Origin of the sequence: Micromonospora sp. RHAY321 (assembly GCF_023896955.1) — a bacterium.
Classification (GTDB): Bacteria; Actinomycetota; Actinomycetes; order Mycobacteriales; family Micromonosporaceae; genus Micromonospora.
In genome coordinates this window covers 184,999-207,047 of sequence record NZ_JAMHIW010000010.1, presented here as the reverse complement: position 1 = coordinate 207,047, position 22,049 = coordinate 184,999, and the positions used below count along the sequence as shown (strand labels likewise).

The window sequence follows — 22,049 nt, the reverse complement described above, 5'->3', positions numbered from 1 at the left end:
GGCCGTGACCCGGCCGGCCGACCTGGCGGGCAGATGCCCGTCGGGTCGGCCGCCGCGTCACGGCGGTCGCCGTCAGTCCGTCGGCTGGTCGGGCGTGCCGGTCTCGGCCAGGCGCCGGTACCAGTGCGCGCTGTCCTTCCAGGTGCGCTCCTGGGTGTCGTAGTCGACCCGGATGATGCCGAACCGCCGGTCGTAGCCGTAGCCCCACTCGAAGTTGTCCAGCAGCGACCAGACGAAGTAGCCGCGGACGTCCGCGCCCTGCTCGCGGGCGTCGGCGACGGCGGCGATGTGCCGGCGCAGGTAGTCGACACGCCGCTCGTCGTGCACCGTGCCGTCGCCCGACACCACGTCGTCGAACGCCGCGCCGTTCTCGGTGATCATCAAGGGCTGGCCCGGGTACTCCCGTCGCAATCGCAGCAGCAGCTCGGTCAGCGCGGCCGGGTCGATGTTCCAGCCCATCGCCGTGTGCGGGCCGGGCTGGGGCAGGAAGTCGACGTCGTCGGCACCGACCCACGGTGAGTGCGCCGAAGCGCCGTGACCGTCGGCGTCCGAGCGGGCCGAGTGCCCGTCCCAGGCGCGGACCAGGGTGCTCGAGTAGTAGTTGACGCCGAGCACGTCCAGCGGCACGGCGGCCACCTTCTCGTCGCCGTCGCGGACGAACGACCAGTCGGTGACGCTCGCCGTGTCGGCCAGCAGGTCGGCCGGGTACGCCCCGCTCAGCATCGGCCCGAGGAACGACCGGTTGGCCAGCGCGTCGATGCGCCGTACCGCGTCCGCGTCCGCCGTCGAGTCCGACGCCGGGCGGATCACGTGCAGGTTGAGCGTCACCGACAGCTCGGCCGTCGGTGCCAACTCCCGCACCACCCGTCCGGCCAGGCCGTGCGCCAGGTTGAGGTGGTGCACCGCCGCCAGTGCGGCGGCCGGTTCGGTACGCCCCGGCGCGTGCACCCCGGAGGCGTACCCCAGGTACGCCGAGCACCACGGCTCGTTCAGCGTGGTCCAGGTGTGCACCCGGTCGCCGAGCGCGGCGACGATCCCGGCCGCGTACTCCTCGAAGCGCAGTGCGGTCTCCCGCGCCGGCCACCCGCCCGCGTCCTCCAGCTCCTGCGGCAGGTCCCAGTGGTACATCGTGGCCACCGGGCGTACCCCGCGCTCCAGCAGGCCGTCGACCAAACGGGAGTAGAAGTCCAGGCCGGCCTGGTTGAAACGGCCGGCGCCACCCGGCTGCACGCGGGGCCAGGAGATGGAGAACCGGTACGCGCCCAGGCCCAGCCGGGCGATGTGGTCCAGGTCCTGCGGCCAGCGGTGGTAGTGGTCGGCGGCCACGTCACCGGTGTCGCCGTTGTACGTCCGACCGGGGGTGTGGCTGTAGGTGTCCCAGATGGACGGGCCGCGGCCGTCCTCGGTGGCGGCGCCCTCGATCTGGTACGCCGCCGTGGCCGAGCCCCAGACGAAGCTCTCCGGGAAGGTTCGGGACGTCATCGCGCCGCCACCTCCGACCCGGACACCACGCAGTGGTACGCCGACGAGGCACCCGCCACCAGTTCGGCGGTGGCGACGCCGTCGCGGAAGCTGACCTCGAACTCCGCGCCCGGCCCGTTCCCGGGCGACGGGATCCGTACCCGTCGGCGTTGCCCCTCCGCCGGTGTGTAGAGCCGCAGGTGCACGTCGTCCGCCCATTCGTAGTCCGGCCGGTCGGAGCGTGCTCCGAACGGGATGATCGCGCCCGGCCGGGCGAGCACCGGCAGGCTGTCGAACTCGTGTTTCTCGGTGACCCAGGCCGGGCCGGTGAGCTGCGCGCCGGTGACCAGGTGGGTCCACGTGCCGGCGGGGACGTAGAAGGTGACCTCCCCGTCGGCGCTGAGCACCGGCGCGACCAGCACGTCGGAGCCGAGCATGTACTGCCGGTCCAGGTGCGCCGCGGCCGGGTCGTCCGGGAACTCCAGGATCATCGGCCGCATCATCGGCACCCCGTCGCGGTGCGCCTCCTGCGCCGCGCCCGCCAGGTACGGCATCAGGCTGAGCTTGAGCCGGGTGAAGTGCCGCAGCACGTCCACGGCCTCCTCGTCGTACGCCCACGGGACCCGGTACGAGCCGGAGCCGTGCAGTCGGGAGTGCGAGGAGAGCAGGCCGAAGGCGATCCACCGCTTGAACACGGCCGCGTCGGGGGTGCCCTCGAAGCCGCCGATGTCGTGGCTCCAGTAGCCGAAACCGGACGCGGCCAGGGACAGCCCGCCGCGCAGCGACTCGGCCATCGCGACGAACGTCGACTCGCAGTCGCCGCCCCAGTGCACCGGGAACTGCTGGCCGCCGGCGGTGGCCGAGCGGGCGAACAGCACCGCCTCACCCTCCCCACGCTCGGCCTCCAGCAGCTCGAAGACCGCCTTGTTGTAGAGGTAGGAGTAGTAGTTGTGCATCCGCTGCGGGTCCGAGCCGTCGTGCCACACCACGTCGGTCGGGATGCGCTCACCGAAGTCGGTCTTGAAGCAGTCGACGCCCATGTCCAGCAGGGCCTTGAGCTTCCCGGTGAACCAGCGGACCGCGTCCGGGTTGGTGAAGTCGACGAGCGCCATGCCGGCCTGCCACTTGTCCCACTGCCAGACCGACCCGTCGGGGTTGCGGACCAGGTAGCCGGCCTCGCGTCCCTCCTCGAACAGGTACGAGCGCTGCGCGATGTACGGGTTGATCCAGACGCACACCTTCAGGTCGCGCTCGTGCAGCCGGCGCAGCATCCCCTCCGGGTCGGGGAAGGTCGCCGGGTCCCAGACGAAGTCGACCCAGTGGAACTGGCGCATCCAGAAGCAGTCGAAGTGGAACACCGACAGCGGCAGGTCCCGCTCGGCCATCCCGTCGACGAACTCGGTCACCGTCTTCTCGTCGTACGAGGTGGTGAACGACGTGGACAGCCACAGGCCGTACGACCAGGCGGGGACCCGCGCGGGCCGGCCGGTGAGAGCGGTGTAGTGGCGCAGTACGTCCTTCGGGGTGGGACCGTCGATGACGTAGTAGGTGAGCGACTGGCCTTCGACGCTGAACTGGGTCTGCGTGACCACCTCGGAGCCGACCTCGAAGGAGACGTGCTCCGGGTGGTCCACGAACACCCCGTAGCCGGCACTGCTGAGGTAGAACGGCACGTTCTTGTACGCCTGCTCGCTGGCGGTGCCGCCGTCGGCGTTCCAGATGTCGACGGTCTGGCCGTTCTTCACGAACGGGCCGAACCGTTCGCCCAGCCCGTACACCGTCTCGCCGACACCGAGGGCGAGCCGCTCGTGCACGTGCCGGCGGCCCTCGCCGTCGGTGACGATGCCGACGCTGCGTTCGGTGGAGGCGGTGACCAGCCGGTCGCCGTGCAGGAAGTCGACCCGCCACCCGTCGATGAGCGCGACCCGGGCGGTCAGCTCGCCGGTGGTCAGCGAGGCGGTGATGCCGGTGACGTCGATGGTGACCGGGTGCTCGTCGTCGGTGGTCAGCCCGAAGCGGGGCTCCTGGGGCAGCCCGCCGCTGTGGTGGCCGATGGTCACCCCGACGACGCCGGGGGCGGGGGAGAAGAATCGGACGGTGACCACCGGCCGGTTGAGGGTGTCGCCGCGCCCGGTGATCTGACCGGCCGGCGCGAAGACGGTGAAGCCGCGCTCGTCCGGCTCGACCGATTCGACGGTGCCGGGGCGCAGCACGCTGACCCCCGGGCGCAGTTGCCAGTACCCGTCGGTGAACTTCACTTCTCGGCTCCTGCCGTGATGCCGCGCGCCAGAGTGCGCTGGAAGATGAGGAAGAAGAGGATGGCCGGCACGAGGCTGATCAGCGCGCCGGCGTTGGTGGTCGGGGCGTCCATCAGGCGGTCGCCCTGCAACGACGCCAGCGCGACCGGAATGGTCTGCGTCTGGTTGTCGATCAGCATGACCAGCGGGATCAGGAACTCGTTCCAGGTCCAGATGAAGAAGAAGATGAGCAGCACCGCGAGGGTGGGCCGCAGGTTGGGAAAGACCACCCGCCACAGGATGGTCCACTTGCCGGCGCCGTCCAGCGCGGCCGCCTCCAGCAGCGAGCGCGGGAACGTGCCCATGACCGAGGCGAGCAGGTAGGTGCCGAACGCGCTCTGGATGACGGTGAAGATGATGATCACCGACAGTTGGGTGTTGTAGAGACCGACCTGCTTGGCGACGTAGTAGAGCGGGTAGATCAGCGCCTCCTGCGGCAGCATGTTGGCCAGCAGGAAGAGCCCGACGATCCAGAGGCGCCCGCGCACCCGGCCGATGCCCAGGGCGTACGCGTTGAGCAGTGAGACGGCGACGCCGAGCACCGCCACGGAACCGGCGATGAGGGTCGAGTTCCAGAGCTTCAGCGGGAAGTTGACCGTGGTCCAGTACGTCCGCAGGCCCGTGGTGTAGAACTCCGTCGGCCAGCTCAGCGGGCCGCCGTTGGAGTAGTCGCTGGGCGACTTGAACGCGTTGAGCAGCATGAACGCGAACGGCACCAGCATCACCAGGGCGCCCAGTGTGACCAGGGCGAGCACCAGCCAGCGGCCGGCACCGCGGTGGTGCCGGTCGCGGACCGGTGTGGCGCGGCTCGTGGCGGGGGCGCGGTCGACGGGAGTGAGCGTCACGGCCATGTCAGATCCCCCGGTCCCGGCGCTCGCTGCGGTACTGCATCCCGATGAACAGCACGGCCACCACCACGATGATCAAGGTGAGCACGGTGGAGATCGCGGAGCCGTAGCCGACCTGGAGCTTCTTGAAGAACGTGTAGTACGCGAAGTACGACGGCACGTTGGTGGCGTTCTCCGGGCCGCCCCGGGTCAGGGCGAAGATCGGCCCGAACACCTTCAACGCGGCGATGGTGCAGGTCAGGGCCACCACGAAGGTCTCCGGCCGGATCTGCGGAAGGGTGATCGCCCGGAACCGGTGGAGCCAGTTCGCGCCGTCGACCTCGGCCGCCTCGTACAACTCCGGGTCGACCCGCTGCAACGCCGCCATGAAGACGACCACCGGGTAGCCGATCTGCACCCAGATCATCACCGCCATCACGGCGGGAAGCGCGGTGCCCGGGTCGCCGAGCCAGTCGTGGCGCAGCGCGCCGAGACCGACCGAGTCGAGCAGGCTGTTGAACGCGCCGTCGGGGCGCAGGATCCAGCCCCAGACGATGCCGGCCACCACGACGGGCAGCACCTGCGGCAGGTAGAACGCGGCCCGCAGCGCGGCGGCGGTGCGCGGCCGGAACCGGCGGCCGATGATGTCGAAGAGCACCGAGGCGAGCAGCAGCCCGAGCAGGGTGGGCACCACCACCATCGCGACGATCATCGCGACGGTGTTCCGGAACGACGCCCAGAAGACCTCGTCGTGCAGCAACTGCTGGTAGTTGTCCAGGCCGACCCAGGTGGGGTCGCCGATCCCGGACCATTTGGTCAGCGACAGATAGACGGTGCCGACCAGCGGTGCGCCGATGACCAGGACGAAGAGCACCGCTCCGGGCAGCAGATAGAGCCAGTACGCGGCGTTGCGGCCGCGACGCTTCTTCCCGGGTGGGGGTTGGGTCGGGGTGTCCGCCGGGCGTGCGGCGGCGACGGTCTCGGAGACTGCCATGGAAGTTCCTTCCCGGACGGAGCGGGCGGACGCGCCGGTCGTGCCGGTCGCGCCCGCCGCTCGCCGCGTCACTTGCCGGTGATCTCCTTGACGCCGTCCGCGTACGGCTTGGCGATCGAGTCGAGGACCTGGTCGGGTGACTTGGAGCCGTTGATGAGGCCCTGGAAGCCGGAGACCAGCACGTCGTAGTAGCCGGGGACCGGCCAGTCCGGGTAGAAGGCCAGGCCGTCCTGCTTGCTGACCGTGTTGAAGTCCTCGATCAGCTTGCGGTCCTTCGGGTCGCTGATCTTGGCCGGGTCACCGGCGACCGGGACACCACCGTTGTTGCCGATCAGGTCCTGGATCTCCGGACGCAGGGTGATGTCGATGAAGTCGTACGCCAGGCCCTTGGCCTTGCTGGTCGCCGGGACCACCCAGAGGTTGCCCGACGAGCCGGCCTGCAGGGTGTTGCCGGGGAAGAGGAAGGTGTCCCAGTTGGCCTTCATCTCGGCCTTGAACCGGCCGTACCACCAACTGCCGGAGACGATCATCGGGGTCTTTCCGCCGATGAACGCGGTGCCCATGTCCTCGGCCTTGAGGCTCGCCGAGTCCTTGGCGACGTAGCCCTTCCGCACCCAGTCGGCGAAGGTGACCGCGCCGGACTTCAGCGGGTCGGCCGTGAAGTCCACCGGGTTCTTGTAGAGCTGGTAGTTGTCGACGAACTGCCGGTCCGCCTTGGCCAGCGCCAGCTGGTAGAAGAGCTGACCGGCGGGGTACTCGGCGCCGGCCATGCCCAGCGGGGTGACGCCCTTGCCGACGAAGGTGTCCATCGCGGCGGTCATCTCGGCCATGGTGGTCGGCACCGGGACGCCGTGCTGCTGGAAGAGGTCCTTGTTGTAGTAGACCGTCACGTACTCGCCGTAGTTCGGCACGCCGAAGCAGTTGCCCGAGCCCATCACGCCCTTGTCGCTGTAGCGGGCGGTGGTCTGCAGGCTGGGGCTGAGCTTGCCGGCCCAGCCACGCTTGTCGGCCTCGGCGCTCAGGTCGGTGAGCAGGCCCTGGGAGGAGAGCAGGCCGGCCGTCGCGTTGCCCTTGTTGTACTCCATGATGTCCGGGCCCTCGGACGAGTTGATGATCATGCCGGCGTTCTGCTGGATCTGCTCGAACGCCTTGCGCTCGAAGCGCACCTCGACGCCCGGGTGCTCGGCCTTGAAGATCTCGATCGCCCGGTCCCAGGCGACCCCCATGGCACTGTTGGCGCTCTCGTAGTGCCACAGCTTGAGGGTCTTGGCCCCGCTGTCGCCCCCGCTGTCCCCACCGCCGCACGCGGCCACGGTGGTCGTCGCGGTCGCCGCCAGGGCGATCGCGGCGACGATCCGGCGGAATCGCTGCATTGCTATCCTCCTCGTTGAGTATCTAGCCGGTACTTCACTGGGCCCGTCGTCGCGTTGCAGCGCGGCGGCGGGCCGTTTCAGCTGGTCAGCCCCCGTCGTCCGGTGGCCGCCCGGGTGCGTCCGTCGTCGGCCGTCGTGGCACGGCGGTCGATCCCCGGATCTCCAGCGCGCACGGCAGCAGTTGCTGGTGACGCTCGTCGCCGGTCCCGTCCAGGTGGCGCAGCAGCGCCTCGATCGCGATCCGGCCCATTGCCGACCCGGGTGACGTCATCGCGGTGAGCGCCGGGGTGGCCAGCTCGGCGACCTGCGGTGAGGTGACCATCGAGACGACCGAGACGTCGTCGGGCACCGAGAGCCCTCGGCCGGTCAGCTCACCGAGGATGCCGAAGATCGCGGTCTCGTTCATCGCCAGCACGGCGGTCAGCTCGGGGGCCCGCGCGAACGCGGCGGCCAGGGCGGCCCGCCCGCCCGCGGCGCTGTCCTCCGCGGGGATCATCAAGGGCTCCAGGCCGTGCCCGGCCATCGCCGAGACGAACGCGTCCCGGGTACGTAGTGCCGGGCCGTAGCCGCTGGCCAGGGTGGCGGCCGAGTGGTTGACGTAGACGATGCTCCGGTGGCCGAGCCCGACCAGGTGGGCGACGGCCTCCCGCACGGTCTGCTCGAAGTCGATGTCGACGTAGGAGAGCGCGGTGGTGTCGCCGGTGCGGCCGATCAGCACCAGCGGTACGCCGGCCTCCTGGAGCACGGTGACCCGCTCGTCGGCGAGCTGCACCTCCATGAGCACGACACCGTCGAGCATCCGCTGGCTGGCCAGCCGCCGCAGGTCGTCGAGGTCGCCGCCGCCGACGGGGGAAAGCACGAGGTGGTAGCCGGCGGCGCTGGCAGCGGCGGCGGCGCCGGTGACGAAGGCGGTCTCGGTCGCGCCGAGGCCGCGCTCGTCCATCGGCATCAGCAGGCCGAGGATCCGGCTGCGCCGGCTGGCCAGGCCACGGGCCATCGCGTTGGGCTGGTAGTCCAGCTCGGCCATCGCGGCGAGCACCTTGTCGCGGGTGGCCTGGGAGATCGGCCGGGTGCCGGTGAGCACGTACGAGACGGTGCTGACCGAGACCCGGGCGAGGCGGGCGACGTCGTGCATGGTGGCCACCGCGCGCCTCCTCCGGCCGGGCGTGGGATCGCTCCCGAGTGATCGTCGAAGCGTTTCGACGAAGCGTTTCGACAGACGCTAGGGCACCTGTTACGACGACGTCAATAGCCGATGTCGAAAAGAAGTCGGGCTGCTCTGCGGCCCCACCGCCGCTTCCCGCGCCTGGCGCCCTGCCCGCACCCGGCGGGTGAAACGCCATGATCGTGCTCGATCCAGGAAGTAGTCCCCTCGTGCCGCAGCGGAGGCCACTACATCAAGGATCGAGCGTGATCATGAGGCCGGCGGGCGCGGGGTGGGGGGCCGTGGATCAGGAGAGGTCGAACAGAGCGGCGGCGCTGTCCCAGCAGACCGCGCGTAGCCAGTCGTCGCCCAGGTCCAGCCGGGCCAGCCCGGTCAACTGGTCGGCGTACGGGTAGGGGATGTTCGGGAAGTCGCTGCCCAGCAGCACCTTGCCGGCCAACCCCAACTCGCGCAGCCGGGGCAGTTCGTCGGCGGGAAAGGGCACGAAGCGGTCGAAGAACGGGGTGAACGCCATCGTGGTGTCCAGCCGGACGCGCTCGTACGTCTCGGCGAGGTCCAGGAAGGCCCGATAGTCCGGGGCGCCGAGGTGCGCCACCACGGCGGTCAACCCGGGGTGGCGGGCGAGCAGGGCGGCGAACGGCTCCGGCCCGGTGTGCGTGGTGCCCACCGGGGCGTGCCCGGCGTGCACGACCACCGGCACACCCGCGTCGGCGAGCATCCCCCACACCCGGTCCAACGCGGGGTCGGTGGGCGGGAAGCCGCCGACCTGCACGTGCACCTTGAACAGCCGGGCCCCGCCGGTCAGCGCCGCCTCGACGTACCCGGGGGCCTCCGGCTCCGGAAAGAACGTGGCCGAGGGCAGGCAACCGGGAGTGGCGCGGGCGAACTCCAGCGTCCAGCGGTTCAGCTCCGCCGCCATGCCCGGTCGGTGCGGGTACGCCAGCGCGCTGAACGCCCGCACCCCGAGTCTCCGCAGGTGCGCGACCCGGTCGGCGTCGCTCCAGCGGTAGCGGATCGGCCACTCGGTGCCGACCAGCGGCCCCGCCGCGTCGAAGTACGCCCACACGCGGCGCAGCAGCCTCGGCGGCAGGAAGTGCACGTGCACGTCCGCCAGCCCGGGCAGACCGAGCGCACGCCAGAACCGCGGCACCTGCTCATCCGCGGCCGGTGGGGACTGCGGCGGCACCGGGTCGGTCATATGTCGATGTTGAACCGTTGCAGCACCGACGGGGCGATGAGGCCGGCGGTGGAGAGCACCGCGATCACGGTCAGGACGGCGCGCAGCACGACCACCTCGGTCTTGCTGCCGGTGCGCAGCGCGATGCTGTTCGGCAGGCCGACCATCGTCCACATCCGCCGTTTGATCGGGATCGGCCAGAGGATCGGCACCCCGGCCCGGGTGATCATGTCACCGAGGATGTGCACGAAGCAGCCCACCCCCACAGCCGTGCCGATCAGCGGATAGCCGCGCCCACCCGGGAGGTTGACGAAGGTGAACCAGGCCGCACCGGCCGAGGCGAGGGTCACGATCACCCAGCCGGCCCGCTCTGCCCAACCGTCGAACAGCCCTCGCAGGGCCAGGCCGAACATGAAGAACAGGATCGTGATCACCGCCCACTTGCCGTACGCGGCGCAGAGCGCGGTGGTGCCCCAGCCGACCAGCAGAGTGAACGGGATGGTGTGCGTCAGCGTGCGGTGCCCGTTGTTGCGCCGGGGATCCTTGCTGAGCTTCGTCGCGTAGTAGACCCCGAGGGAGATCTTCTCCATCACCTCGGCGACGAAGAGCGAGAAGACCCCGAAGGTGCGCGCGACGGTGGCGCCGCCCTGGTTGCGGGTCACCTTGCCCGACAGGTCGAGGTCGGGAAAGAGCGCGCCACCGGCGCACACCGCGGTGCCCACCGCCAACGCGAGTGGCGACTGCTGGTAGTCGGCGAACTGGTCCAGCGCCCAGGACCCGGCCAGCCATACCGCCGCGCCGGACAGCGCGTGCGACGGTCCCATCATCTCGGCTCACCCTCCCCAGGGATCTTGAGCGCCAAAACTACGCCACTGTAGTCAGCACCCGCGTCGCAGGGGCATCACCCAGACGGTCCACAACAGACAGTCTCAGAGTGCGGGGGTGAAGCTCTGCCGGATCATCGGCAAGTATGTCGCGTTGACCTGCCAGTCGAACTCTTTTGTCAACCACGAGACGGTGTAGGCGCGCCCGGGCGAGGTGTTGGCCAGCAGGCGGAAGCTGTGCACCCGCTCGCCGGCGGCGTTCTCCCAGCCGCACTCCCAGATCGCGCCGCCCTCGAAGATGTCCAGCGCGGAGATGTCCACCCTGCGGTAGCCCGGCAGCGCCTCGCCGCCGGTGAGCCGGGCCTCCTCGGCCCGCCAGTACGCCACCGGGTCGGGTCGGGCCGGCCCCGCCTCGACGCTGAGCACCCGAGGGCCGTCGGCCTCCCGGAAGCAGGTCACCGCCCCCTCGGTCCAGCGCAGCCAGGCCACCGGCACGGCGATCCGGAAGCCCGCCGGGTCATCGTGCCAGGTCCAGCCCGCCACCAGCCGGTACCGGGCGCCGGCCGGTGGCGGCACCGACGGCACCGGGGTGGCCGCCGGCGGCGGGGGCGTCGCACAGGCGAACGCGGCCGGCCGGGCCGTGGTCGAGCCGCCCCCGGTGCCGGAGGGCGGCGGCCGATCGTCACCGCGGTTCACCAGCGCCAGCGTGACGCCCACGGCGGCGAGCAGCGTCGTGACGGTGGCCGTGCCGCCCAGGGCGAGCAGCCGCCGACGCCGGCGGCTGCGGGGGAGGGTGGCCGGCCCGCCCGTCGCCGGGTCGTCGGGCGGGGACAGCGGGTCGATCGGGTCGGGCGCGGCGGCGCGGCCCGCGCTGCGTACCGCCGCCACCGCCGACGACCGGGCCGGCTCGACCGGCCCGTCGTGCCCCGCCGCCGCGCTGCGCAGCAGCGGCTCCGCCTCGCCGGCGGTCAACCGCCGCCAGGGGTCGCGTTGCAGCAGCCCGGTGAGCGCGGGACGCAACGGCCCGGCACGGCGCATCGGGTCGGGAGGCTCGGTGGCCAACGCGCTGAGCGTCGCCATCGCGCTCGACCGGGCGTACGGTGAGCGGCCCTCGACCATCGCGTAGAGCGTCGCCCCCAGCGACCACAGGTCGGTCCGCGGGTTCGACACCCCTTCACGCGCCCGTTCCGGGGCGACGAACTGCGGCGAACCGAGGACCGTGCCCGGCCCGGTCATCGCCCCGTCGCCGCCGTCGAAGGTGGCCAGCCCGAAGTCGGTGAGCACCACCCGCCCGTCGTCGGCGACCAGCACGTTGTGCGGCTTCACGTCGCGGTGCAGCACGCCGGCGCTGTGCGCCGCCCGCAACGCGGCAAGCACGGCCAGGCCGATCCGGGCGGTGCGTTGTGGGCTCAGCGGCCCCTCGTCGCCGATGATCTGCTGCACCGAGCGGGACTGCACGTACTCCATCACGATCCAGGGGCTGTCCCTGTCGTGCACGACGTCGTAGATGCGGACCACGTTGGGGTGGTTGAGCCGGGCGGCGGTGCGTGCCTCGCGCAGCGTCCGCAGCCGCAGCTCGGCGCGCTCGGTCTCGGCCAGCCAGGACGGAGGCACGACCTCCTTCACCGCGACGTCACGGTGCAGCATCTCGTCGCGGGCCAGCCACACCCGGCCCATCCCGCCGGTGCCGACCAGGTCGAGCAGCTGGTACCGACCCGCGATCAGCAACTGCCGCACGATCGCTCCCCCTCGGTGACCCCGTGTTACACGATAGCCACCGGAACTGCTTTTCTCATCCGTCGAGCGGCCTCGATCCACGCCGGACGGCGGTCCGGAGCACGACCGGACGGAGCAGGTCAGAGGGGTGATCGGAAGCTGTTTCGCACCTGCGTCCAGTCCGCCTGCGCGGCCGCCCAGTCCCGGTCGTCGGTGATCCAACCGAGCATCCAGCGGCTGGCCCCGCCCGGCCTGCCGAGGACCTGTTGCCGGGCGTGCAGCCGGGCGCCGTACGGCGCGTCCCACCGGCACTCCCACTCCGCGCCGCCGCCGCTCGCCGCGAGTCGGACCTCGTCGTAGCCGGGCAACGCCCCGTAACCGTCCGCCGCGTCGCGGGCCGCGCGCAGCCGGGCCAGCGGATCGTTGGTGCCGCCCTCGGCGACGCTGAACGTCCGGCCGGTCGCCGGGTCCTGGAAGCACGCCACCGCTCCCTCGCGGGAGTAGCGCCAACTCGCCGGCACGGAGACCCGGAAGCCGGTGGTGTCGGCGTGCCAGACCCAACCGGCCGGCGGGCGGAACCTCTCGCCGGCAGCCGGTGAGCCGGCCGGTACCGGTGCGCCGCCGATGTCGGGGCGGACGCACGGGAAGGGTGGTGGTGGCACACGCGCGCCCGGCGGTGGGCCGGGTCGGCCGGGGCCGGGGCCACCGGGACCGAAGGGTCCGTCCTGGCCGCCACCGTCGCGTGGGCGGTCCAGCGGTGGCGCGGTGGTCGACCGGCCGGCGGTCCCCGTCGGCTCGTCACCGGTGACGGCCAGCGCGGTGCCGACTCCGGCGGCGGCCGCCACCAGCAGCGCCGTGACGATCAACGCCGCCCGTCGCCGGACCGACCGGCCGACCGCCGGGACGGGCGCGTCGGTGGGCCCGCCGGGCCGGTCGTCCTGGTCCCTTGCCGAGGCTGCCGCGTCGGCCATCGGAGGTGGGCCGGTGACTCCGTTCGCGGCGGCGGTCAGCAGTCGGCGGGCCTCGTCGTGGTCGAGGCGGTGGAGCGGGTCGCGGCGCAACAGCCCGGCGAGGACTGGCGCGAGCGGCCCGGCGTGCGGGGCCGGGTCCGGCGGCCCGGCTGCCAGGGCGGTCAGCGTCGCCATCGCGGTGCTGCGGGCGTACGGGGAGCGGCCCTCCACGGCGGCGTGCAGGGTGGCGCCGAGCGACCACAGGTCGGCGGCCACCGTGGACACCCCCTCGGCGGCCCGTTCCGGGGAGACGTACTGCGGGGAGCCGAGCACCATGCCGGGGCGGGTCGTCGCCCCGTCGCCGCCGTCGAAGGTGGCCAGCCCGAAGTCGGCGAGCAGCACCCGCCCGTCGTGTGCCATGAGCACGTTCTGCGGCTTCACGTCGCGGTGCAGCACCCCGGCCGTGTGTGCGGCGTGCAGCGCGTCGAGCAGGGCCAGGCCGATCCGGGCCGCCCGGACCGGATCCAGTGGCCCCTCGTCGTCCAGCACGTCCTGGAGGGTGTGCGACGGGACGTACTCCATCACGATCCACGGGCTGTCCTCGACCGGGACGACGTCGTAGAGCCGGACCACGGCGGGGTGGTTGAGCCGGGCCGCCGCGCGCGCCTCCCGCAGGGTGCGCGAGCGCAGCTCGGCCCGCTCGTGGTCGGCCAGCCAGCTCGGCGGCACGACCTCCTTGACCGCGACCTCGCGGTGCAGCATCTCGTCGCGGGCACGCCACACCCGGCCCATGCCCCCGCGACCCACCAGGTCGAGCAGCCGGTACCGACCGGCGATCAGCACCTGCGCACGCTCCTCCTCAGCCGCTGTCCGGGCTACACCCTAGCCAGCGGATCGGAAGTCACCTATCGGTCGTCCGCCCCACCTCAGCAGGCGGCGTGGCCGGCCCTGGCGAGCAGATTGCCCTCCGGGATGGCGATCCGGGTACGTCCACCCGCCAGTTGGGCGGCGGCCCGTCGGGCCTGGAGCGGGCCGTGTTCCCGCCGGGCGGTGGTGTAGCTGGCGGCGGTGCGGGCCGCGATGGTGGCCCAGCCGTACCGCTCGCCGACCATCGTGCGGGCGCGTCGGGCCACCCGCCGGGCGAAGACCTCGTCGCCGAGCAGTTGACCGACGGCGCCGGCCAGCGCGTCCGGATCGCTGTGCGGGAACGTCACGCCGGTCACGCCGGGTTCGACGATCTCGGCGAGGCCACCGGTCCGGGCCACCGCCAGCGGCGCCCCGGCGGCGGCCGCCTCCAGCGCCACCATGCCGAAGGGCTCGTAGAGGCTGGGCACCACGGTCGCGTCGGTGGCACCGAGCACCGCGGGCAGGTGGGTGGCGTCGAGGAAGCCGGTGAAGCGGACCGTCGAGCAGAGCGCGAGGCGGCGGGCCTCCTCCTCCAGTTCGGCGCGGTACGGGCCGTCGCCGGCGATCACCACGCGCAGTCCGGGGTGCTGCTCGCGCAGCCGGGGTACGGCGTGCACCAGGTGCTGCACGCCCTTCTCGTAGACCAGCCGTCCGGCGTACCCGACCAGCGGCCCCTTTCCGGCGAAGCGGGCCCGGGCCGAGGCGACCGCGCGTGGCCGGGCCCGCCAGGCCCGGTCGTCGACCCCGTTGGGCACGACGTCGACCTGCGCGGTCGGCAGGTCGAACAGCGCGGTGACCTGCTCGCGCATGTACCCCGAACAGGTGATGACGCGGGTGGAGGAGCCGCTGAGCCAGTGCTCGACGCCGTGGATGGTGCGGTTCATCTCCTCGGGCAGCCAGCCCTGGTGCCGTCCCGCCTCGGTGGCGTGGATGGTGGTGACCAGGGGCAGGTCCAGGTGCTCGGCGAGGGTGATGGCGGTGTGGGCGACGAGCCAGTCGTGGGCGTGGATGACGTCGTAGGTGCCGGCTTCGGTGGCGCGCAGCGCGGTGCGGGTGAGGGTGTGGTTGAAGGCCATGGTCCAGGCCAGGAGGGATCCGGTGGCGAGGGGGAAGGTGACGGGGTCTTCGGGGGCGCGGAGGATGCGGACGCCGTCGGCGTACTCCTCCAGGGGTGCGCCGTCGGCGTGGCGGGTGATGACGGTGACGTCGTGGCCGGCGGCGGCGAGGGCGACGGAGAGGGCGTGGACGTGTCGGCCGAGGCCGCCGACGAGCACCGGCGGGTACTCCCAGGAGAGCATCAGCACCCGCAGGTGCCGGGCGGGGTGGATGTCGATCACGTGGGCGTCGGGTGACATTGCAGCCCCCTTTGAGTTGTCCCCGGGCGCGCGCCGACCGGCACCGGAGCCGGTGCCTACCGTCGCGTCTGGATCTCCGACCATCCTGCCGGGGTCGAGATAACCAGCGGAGACACCGCCGTTGCGGTCGTGTAAAGCGCTACTGGCCCTTTCGGCGCACCCGCAGCAGCTCGGCCACCGACCATGCCTGGAACGGGCAGCCGGTCGCGGCGTGCGGCGCGAGGCCGTCGGCCGTCTCGCTCACCGAGCCTAACCCATATTCGGTCAGATGGGCCTCAATACCGATGAATGCGTCATCGACCGACATCTTGCCCCGACGGCACGCGTCCACGTACGGGCCGATCAGCCACGGCCACACCGTGCCCTGGTGGTAGCCGCCGTCCCGCTCGGCCGGGCCACCCCGGTGCCGGCCCACGAACTCCGGCGAATCCGGCGCGAGGCTGCGCGGCCCGAGGGGCGTCAACAGCCCGGTCGCGACCCGCCGCAGCGTCGGCTCGTCCGGCTCCAGCGGCGCGAACGGCAGCGACCAGGCCAGCAACTGGTTGGGGCGCAGCGCGTCGTCATCGTGCAGGGCCGCCCCGCCCAGCGGGTACGCCGGCGCGGGCGCGTCCAGCACGTCGTGCAGCCAGCCCGTCGGGGCGGGGTAACGGTCCCGGAACGAGGCGGTCGCCTGCGCATGCCGTCGCCACAGCTCGTCCGCGTCCTGCCCGGCCAGCTCGGACAGCTCGGCGAGCCCGGCCAGCCCGTTGATCCACAACGCGTTGACCTCGACGGGCTTGCCGGTACGCGGGGTGACCGGCACCCCGTACACGCGGGCGTCCATCCAGGTCAGCGCGGTGCCCGGGGCGCCCTGGGCGAGCAGCCCGTCGGCCGGGTCGACCCCGATGCCGTAGCGGGTGCCCACCACGTGGGCCTCGACGACCGTGCGCAGCGCGGGCAGCAGCTCGTCGCCGAGGTCGGTGTCGCCGGTGACCGTGACGTGGCGACTCACCGCGTGCAGGAACCACAGGGTCCCGTCGACGGTGTTGTACTCCACCCGCCCGGTGTCGGCCGTGTTGGCGAGCATCCCCTCGGACAACGTCGCCGCGTACGCCCGCAGCAGCTCCCGACCCTCCTCGGCACGGCCGGTGCAGAGGAACAGCCCCTCGTACGAGATCATCGTGTCCCGCGACCAGGCGCCGAACCACGGGTAGCCGGCCACCACGTCGACCGCCGTGCCGCCCGTCCGCACCACGAACGCGTCCGCGGCCAACGCGAGCGTCGCCTCCACCGGGTCGGCCGGCTTCGCCGCCGCCACCACCTGCCGGTTGCGCCGTCGGGCCGTCGCCACGATCTCCGCGGCCGGCGGCGGCTCCTCGTCGAGTCGACCGGCCCAGGCCCGCACCGACACCGTGTCGCCGGGGCGCTCCAGCTCGCCGGCGAAGCGTCCCGCGTACCAGAGATCCTCTTCCGGGTGCAGGCCGCGGCTGGCCTCCTCGCGGTGGTGCACGCCCAGCCACCACTGCCCCTCGGGCTCCCACCCGGGGCCGGCGAGCCGGTACGCCCCCTCGACCACCGCGCCGTCGGTGACCGGCTCGACCTGCGGCGTCGGGCCGTCGGCGCGCCGCTCGCCGTGCGCGTCACGCCACGTGCAGGCGGCGGAGAGTTCCAGGCGGACCGGCCCGCCGGCGACCAGCCGGTGCACCACCGCCACGCAGGAGCGGCCGGGCAGCATGGCCAGCTCCCGCTCGATCACCACCGCGCCGATCCGCCACCGCCACCGGGGCAGCCCGTCGACCAGGTCGAAGCGTTCCAGCAGCTCGAAGCCGCGCGGGTCGACGTCGCCGGAGGACCACTCGTGCGCGCCGAGCCGGACCCGTGCGCCGGACGGCAGGGTGACCGCCGGGTCCAGGCTGACCAGTCCCACCCGGCGGGACGCCGGGGTCTCACCCGGCACCACCAGCAGACCGTGGTAGCGGCGGGTCCGCAACCCGCCGACCGTGCCCATCGCGTACCCGCCGAGCCCGTCGGGCACCAGCCACTCCCGGCTCGCCGCGCTGGTCAGGTCGCCACAGACCTGCGGGCCGAAGTGAATGTCGATCAACTTTCCTCCACCGGCGGCGGGGTGTAACACGCCACGACGAGAATGGCCGCTGTGGTCAAGTACCGCGGCGACGTCAAAGATATGCACGTGATCACTGACCGATCGTCCTCCGACGCCTCGCCACCAGACGCCGAGCGACTCCGACTCGCTCAGGCCGACTCGGGGGAGCAGGACTGGCGCGCATGGGGTCCCTATCTGTCCGAACGGGCGTGGGGGACGGTACGGGAGGACTACAGCGAGCACGGTACGGCCTGGGACTACTTCCCGCATGACCACGCGCGGTCCAGAGCCTACCGGTGGAACGAAGACGGGATGGCCGGCGTCTGCGACGACCGGCAGACGTTCGCGTTCGCCCTCGCGCTGTGGAACGGCAAGGACCCGATCCTCAAGGAGCGGATGTTCGGCCTCGGCGGCGACGGCGGCAACCACGGCGAGGACGTCAAGGAGTACTGGTGGTACGAGGACTCCACGCCCACCCACTCCTGGATGCGCTGGCGCTACCACTACCCGCAGGCCGCCTTCCCGTACGACGAACTGGTCGCGGTGAACGCGTTGCGCGGCCGGGACGACACCGAGTACGAGCTGGTGGACACCGGCATCTTCGACGACGACCGGTACTGGGCGGTGACCGTCGACTACGCCAAGGCGTCCCCGACGGACCTGTGCATGGTGGTGACCGTCGCCAACCGGGGCGACCGGGCGGCCACCCTGCACGTGCTGCCCAGCCTGTGGTTCCGCAACACCTGGGCCTGGGGGCTGCCCGGCGGTGACCGGATCCCCCGGCTGACCGGCGAGGGCGCCCGGCTGGTCGGCGAGCACTGGGTACTCGGTCAACTGCTGCTGGAGGGTGACGGTGATCCGGTGCCGCTGCTCTGCGACAACGACACCAACGCCGAACGGCTGTGGGGCCTGCCCGGCCGGTCCCCCTACCCGAAGGACGGCATCAACGACCACGTGGTCAACGGCGCTGCCACGGTCAACCCGGCGGAGGAGGGCACCAAGGGCGCGCTGCACTACGTCCTCGACGTGCCGGCCGGCGGTCAGCGCCAGATCCGGCTGCGCCTGACGCGCACCGCGTCGCCGCCGGCCGCCGCCCCGCCGCCCCGCGCGGACCTGGGCGACGGTTTCGAGGCGGTGGTGTGGGCGCGGCGGGCCGAGGCGAACCGCTTCTTCGCCGGCGTGATCCCGGAGGCCGCGACCCCGGACGAGGCGCTGGTGGCCCGGCAGGCCATCGCCGGGCTGATGTGGGGCAAGCAGTTCTACCACTTCGACGTCAAACGCTGGCTGGAAGGTGACCCGGGCTCGTCGCCGCCGCCGGCGGGGCGGCGGCACGGGCGCAACAGCGCCTGGTGGCACATGACCAGCTTCGACGTCATCTCGATGCCCGACCCGTGGGAGTACCCCTGGTACGCGGCCTGGGACCTGGCCTTCCACTGTGTGAGCATCGCCCGCGTCGATCCCAGCTTCGCCAAGGAGCAGTTGCTGCTCCTGCTGCGCGAGTGGTACCTGCACCCCAACGGGCAGATCCCGGCGTACGAGTGGGCGTTCGGTGACGTGAACCCGCCGGTGCACGCCTGGGCGGCGCTCAAGGTGTTCGAGATCGACGGCGGCCGGGACTACGAGTTCCTGGCCCGGGTGATGCACAAGCTGCTGATCAACTTCACCTGGTGGGTCAACCGCAAGGACACCGGCGGCAACAACGTCTTCGAGGGTGGCTTCCTCGGGCTGGACAACGTGGGGCCGTTCGACCGGTCGGCGGCGCTGCCGGTGGCCGGGGTGCTGGAGCAGTCCGACGGCACCGGCTGGATGGCCATGTACGCGCTCAACCTGCTGGACATGGCGATCGTGCTGGCCGAGCACGACCGGACCTGGGTGGACACCGCCACCAAGTTCTTCGAGCACTTCGCGTACATCGCCGCCGCCGCGTACGAGCAGGGGCTGTGGGACGACGAGGATGCCTTCTTCTACGACGTGCTGCGGCTCGCCGACGGCACGAAGGTGCCGTTGAAGGTCCGCTCGGTGGTCGGGCTGCTGCCGCTGGCCGCCACCACCCGGCTGAGCGCGAAGACCCTGCACCGGCTGCCGGAGCTGGGTGCCCGGCTGCGCTGGTTCCTCACCAACCGCCCCGAGTACGCCGAGGTGATCGGCACCCGCCGGCTGGGCCCGGACGGTCGCCAGCAGAGGTTGCTGTCCATGGTCGGCCCGGAGCAGGTGGTCCGGCTCCTCGCTCGGATGCTCGATCCCGACGAGTTCCTCTCCGATTTCGGCCTGCGGACGTTGTCCCGCGCGCACCTGGACAAGCCGTTCTCGGTCACGCTCGGCGGGCAGGACTTCTCCGTCGGCTACGAGCCGGCGGAGTCGACCAGCGGGCTGTTCGGCGGCAACTCGAACTGGCGCGGTCCGATCTGGATGCCGACGAACTTCCTGCTCATCAGCGCGCTGCGCGACTACGCCTCGTTCTTCGGCGACGACCTCCAGGTGGAGTACCCGACCCGCTCCGGGGTGAAGCGAACGCTGGACGAGATCGCCGACGACCTCTCCGCGCGGCTGATCTCGCTCTTCACACAGGACGACTGGGGTCGACGACCCATCTACGGCGCGTGCCGGATCTTTCAGACCCACCCCGACTGGCGGGACCTGATCGCCTTCCCCGAGTACTTCCACGGCGACAACGGGGCCGGGCTGGGTGCCTGGCACCAGACCGGCTGGACGGCCCTGGTCGCCGACCTGATCCTCACCCTGCGTCGTTGACCGACCGGCCGTGCCGGGAGCGCTTCCGGTCGTCTCTTCGTTACGGGGACACCCCGACTCAAGGCATTGATATTCGTCACGCTCATGCACTGCCCGTATGGCTTGTTACGTGCGTAACGTCCACCTAGCGTGAGGCCCGCTCGAGTTCAACGGGGGAGCGGCGAGATGAAACTGCAGATTCGGCTTCTGGGCAGTGTGGAGCTGTGCGTCGACGGTCGGACCGTCACACCCGGCGCGGCGAAGCGGCGCGCTGTTCTCGCCGGCCTGGCCATGGAGGCGAACCATGTCGTCTCGCTGCCCCGGTTGGCGGAGATGGTCTGGCCGGAGACCCCGCCGACGTCCGCCGTGGCGAATCTGCGGACCCACGCCGCAGCGCTGCGCCGCGTGCTGGGGGACCGCCTGGTCGCGCGCCCCAACGCGTACGAGCTGCGGCTGGCGCCGGGCGAGCTGGATGTCGCCGAGTTCCAGCGGCTGGCGGGGGAGGGGCGTGCTCTGGCCGCGGCCGAGCCCGCCGGTGCCATCGCCACCCTCAGTGCCGCGTTGGCTCAGTGGCGCGGTCTGTCCGGCGACGGCCTGCCACGGGGCACCGCGCTGGACAACCGCTGGACCACCCTCGACGAGCAGCGGCTCCAGGTGTTCGAGGAACTGGCCGAAGCGCGGCTGGCCGCCGGGCAGCACGGCCACCTGCTGCCCGAACTGCGGGGACACCTCGCCGCCCACCCGTTGCGGGAGCGGGCCTGGGGGCAGTTGATGTTGGCGCTCTACCGCTGCGGGGACGTGCCGGCCGCGCTCACCGTCTTCCGGGACGCCCGTGCGACCCTGCACGAGCAGCTTGGCATCGAACCGGGCAAGGAACTGGTCGGCCTGCACCGTGCGATGCTCGGCCGGGCGCCGGAGCTCGCGTACATCCCGGCGGCAGCGCCGATCGTCACCACGCCGCCCGCGCAGACACGACCCGCTCCCGGCTGGACAGTGCCCCGGGAACTGCCCGCCACCCCGGCGACGTTCGTGGGCCGTACCGGGGAAGCCGCCGAGGTGGTGGCCGCCCTCGCCGGTGCGACGCCGGCCGCCGTGGTCGTCGCCGGCGCGGCGGGCAGTGGCAAGAGCGCCCTGGTGGTACGCGCCGCGCACATCGTGGCCGGTGACTTTCCGGACGGGCAGGTCTTCGTCGACCTCGGCTACGAAAACGCGGTGACGCCGGGCGAGGTGCTGGCCCGGGTGCTGCGCGCACTCGGTGTCGCCCCAGCGGACGTCCCCGCCAACACCGACGAGCGGGCCGGCTGGTTCCGCTCCCTCGTGGCGAGGCGGCGGCTGCTGCTCGTCGTCGACGGGGTCACCCGAGCCGCCCAGGTGCGACCGCTGCTCCCCGCCGGTCCCGGGCCGGCCCTCATCGTCGTCGGTCAGCGGCACCTCGGCAGCCTGGACGGCGTACGCCGGGTAACGCTGCGCCCGCTGGACGGAGTCCCGGCGCATGATTTGCTGGCCGCCTTCGCGGGTCCGGAGCGGCTGGTCGCCGATCCGGCGGCCGCGGCGGAACTGGCGCGACTCTGCGCCGGTTCGGTGCTGGCGCTGCGGATCGCGGGGAGCCGTCTGGCCGGGTGCCCGGCGATGCCGGTGGCCGGCCTGGTCAGCGATCTGCGCCACGGGCCGGACCGGTTGGACCTGCTGGCCTATGAGGACCTCTCGGTGCGGGCGAGCCTCGCCGTCGGTGTCGCCGCGGTTCGTTCCGACGACGAGGTGGCCGGGCGACTCCTGGAACTGCTCGCCATTCAACCGGACCATCCGGCCCTGCTGGACCGGGCCGCGACGCAGCTCGGGGTCTCCACCCAGCGGTTACGCCGCGCCCTGGAGGGACTGGTCGACGCGCACCTCGTCCATCGGGGCGCCGCCGGTCGCTACACGCTGCCCGCCCTGGTCCGCGACTACGCCGCCGAACTGGCCGTCCTGACGTCCACGCCGACGCGCCCACTGACCGGCCGACGGGCCCACCCTCCGGTCGCTGCCTGACCGGCCGTGCTCTCCGCCGTCCCGGCCTCATCGTCGTCACCGACGGACGTGCTCCTGAGGAGTATGCGCGCGGTATGCCGGCCGGCCGGCTAGGGCATTTCCGCTGCTCGGCGCACTGATCGCGATCAAACCTGGAAGGTATCTGGGAGATAGCCGGCTGAGT

General features: G+C 72.1%; 14 protein-coding genes. 2 read left to right on the top strand and 12 right to left on the bottom strand.

The window, feature by feature from the left end:
• Positions 1-72: 72 nt before the first annotated feature.
• From M8C17_RS21485 to M8C17_RS21430, 12 genes are all read right to left on the bottom strand, one after another.
• Entirely contained in the window at positions 73-1,482 is a 1,410-nt protein-coding gene (locus M8C17_RS21485) for a GH1 family beta-glucosidase (protein WP_252418311.1), read from the bottom strand.
• The gene (gene yicI, locus M8C17_RS21480) at positions 1,479-3,719 is read right to left on the bottom strand and encodes an alpha-xylosidase (protein ID WP_252418310.1); all 2,241 of its coding nucleotides are present in this window, start codon (positions 3,717-3,719) and stop codon (positions 1,479-1,481) included. The genes M8C17_RS21485 and yicI overlap by 4 nt, the downstream gene beginning before the upstream one ends.
• A complete protein-coding gene (locus M8C17_RS21475; RefSeq protein ID WP_252418309.1) occupies positions 3,716-4,609 on the bottom strand; it encodes a carbohydrate ABC transporter permease in 894 nt (297 codons plus the stop codon). The genes yicI and M8C17_RS21475 overlap by 4 nt, the downstream gene beginning before the upstream one ends.
• Before the next feature lies 1 nt (position 4,610).
• On the bottom strand, positions 4,611-5,579 hold the full coding sequence (locus M8C17_RS21470; protein ID WP_252418308.1) for a carbohydrate ABC transporter permease: 969 nt from the start codon (positions 5,577-5,579) through the stop codon (positions 4,611-4,613).
• Positions 5,580-5,647: 68 nt separating this feature from the next.
• Positions 5,648-6,952, bottom strand: a complete 1,305-nt coding sequence (locus M8C17_RS21465; RefSeq protein ID WP_252418307.1) for an ABC transporter substrate-binding protein — start codon at positions 6,950-6,952, stop codon at positions 5,648-5,650.
• 85 nt (positions 6,953-7,037) lie between these two features.
• Entirely contained in the window at positions 7,038-8,087 is a 1,050-nt protein-coding gene (locus tag M8C17_RS21460) for a LacI family DNA-binding transcriptional regulator (RefSeq protein ID WP_252418340.1), read from the bottom strand.
• Between the two features lie 316 nt (positions 8,088-8,403).
• Positions 8,404-9,315: an amidohydrolase family protein gene (locus M8C17_RS21455; RefSeq protein ID WP_252418306.1), complete on the bottom strand. Its 912-nt coding sequence runs from the start codon at positions 9,313-9,315 to the stop codon at positions 8,404-8,406.
• Complete coding sequence (locus M8C17_RS21450) at positions 9,312-10,121, bottom strand: metal-dependent hydrolase (protein ID WP_252418305.1); 810 nt, start codon at positions 10,119-10,121, stop codon at positions 9,312-9,314. The genes M8C17_RS21455 and M8C17_RS21450 overlap by 4 nt, the downstream gene beginning before the upstream one ends.
• Before the next feature lie 102 nt (positions 10,122-10,223).
• Entirely contained in the window at positions 10,224-11,855 is a 1,632-nt protein-coding gene (locus tag M8C17_RS21445) for a serine/threonine-protein kinase (protein ID WP_252418304.1), read from the bottom strand.
• A gap of 119 nt (positions 11,856-11,974) precedes the next feature.
• Positions 11,975-13,627 (bottom strand): serine/threonine-protein kinase, encoded by a 1,653-nt coding sequence (locus tag M8C17_RS21440; protein WP_252418303.1) that lies wholly within the window; start codon positions 13,625-13,627, stop codon positions 11,975-11,977.
• An 83-nt stretch (positions 13,628-13,710) separates the two neighbouring features.
• On the bottom strand, positions 13,711-15,045 hold the full coding sequence (locus tag M8C17_RS21435; RefSeq protein WP_252418302.1) for a glycosyltransferase family 4 protein: 1,335 nt from the start codon (positions 15,043-15,045) through the stop codon (positions 13,711-13,713).
• Positions 15,046-15,184: 139 nt separating this feature from the next.
• The gene (locus tag M8C17_RS21430) at positions 15,185-17,128 is read right to left on the bottom strand and encodes an amylo-alpha-1,6-glucosidase (RefSeq protein WP_252418301.1); all 1,944 of its coding nucleotides are present in this window, start codon (positions 17,126-17,128) and stop codon (positions 15,185-15,187) included.
• A gap of 81 nt (positions 17,129-17,209) precedes the next feature.
• On the opposite strand from M8C17_RS21430, the gene M8C17_RS21425 reads away from it, so the two are divergent.
• Complete coding sequence (locus M8C17_RS21425) at positions 17,210-19,879, top strand: glucosidase (RefSeq protein WP_252418339.1); 2,670 nt, start codon at positions 17,210-17,212, stop codon at positions 19,877-19,879.
• Between the two features lie 165 nt (positions 19,880-20,044).
• Positions 20,045-21,886, top strand: coding sequence for an AfsR/SARP family transcriptional regulator (locus M8C17_RS21420; RefSeq protein WP_252418300.1), 1,842 nt, complete (start codon positions 20,045-20,047; stop codon positions 21,884-21,886).
• Positions 21,887-22,049 lie beyond the last annotated feature (163 nt).

Excerpts from the sequence above, each read along its gene's own strand:
- M8C17_RS21465 (WP_252418307.1), bottom strand. The coding sequence starts at position 6,952 with ATGCAGCGATTCCGCCGGATCGTCGCCGCGATCGCCCTGGCGGCGACC.
- M8C17_RS21475 (WP_252418309.1), bottom strand. The coding sequence starts at position 4,609 with ATGGCCGTGACGCTCACTCCCGTCGACCGCGCCCCCGCCACGAGCCGC.
- M8C17_RS21420 (WP_252418300.1), top strand. The coding sequence starts at position 20,045 with ATGAAACTGCAGATTCGGCTTCTGGGCAGTGTGGAGCTGTGCGTCGAC.
- M8C17_RS21435 (WP_252418302.1), bottom strand. The coding sequence starts at position 15,045 with ATGTCACCCGACGCCCACGTGATCGACATCCACCCCGCCCGGCACCTG.
- M8C17_RS21460 (WP_252418340.1), bottom strand. The coding sequence starts at position 8,087 with ATGCACGACGTCGCCCGCCTCGCCCGGGTCTCGGTCAGCACCGTCTCG.
- M8C17_RS21455 (WP_252418306.1), bottom strand. The coding sequence starts at position 9,315 with ATGACCGACCCGGTGCCGCCGCAGTCCCCACCGGCCGCGGATGAGCAG.
- M8C17_RS21470 (WP_252418308.1), bottom strand. The coding sequence starts at position 5,579 with ATGGCAGTCTCCGAGACCGTCGCCGCCGCACGCCCGGCGGACACCCCG.
- M8C17_RS21450 (WP_252418305.1), bottom strand. The coding sequence starts at position 10,121 with ATGATGGGACCGTCGCACGCGCTGTCCGGCGCGGCGGTATGGCTGGCC.
- M8C17_RS21485 (WP_252418311.1), bottom strand. The coding sequence starts at position 1,482 with ATGACGTCCCGAACCTTCCCGGAGAGCTTCGTCTGGGGCTCGGCCACG.
- M8C17_RS21425 (WP_252418339.1), top strand. The coding sequence starts at position 17,210 with ATGCACGTGATCACTGACCGATCGTCCTCCGACGCCTCGCCACCAGAC.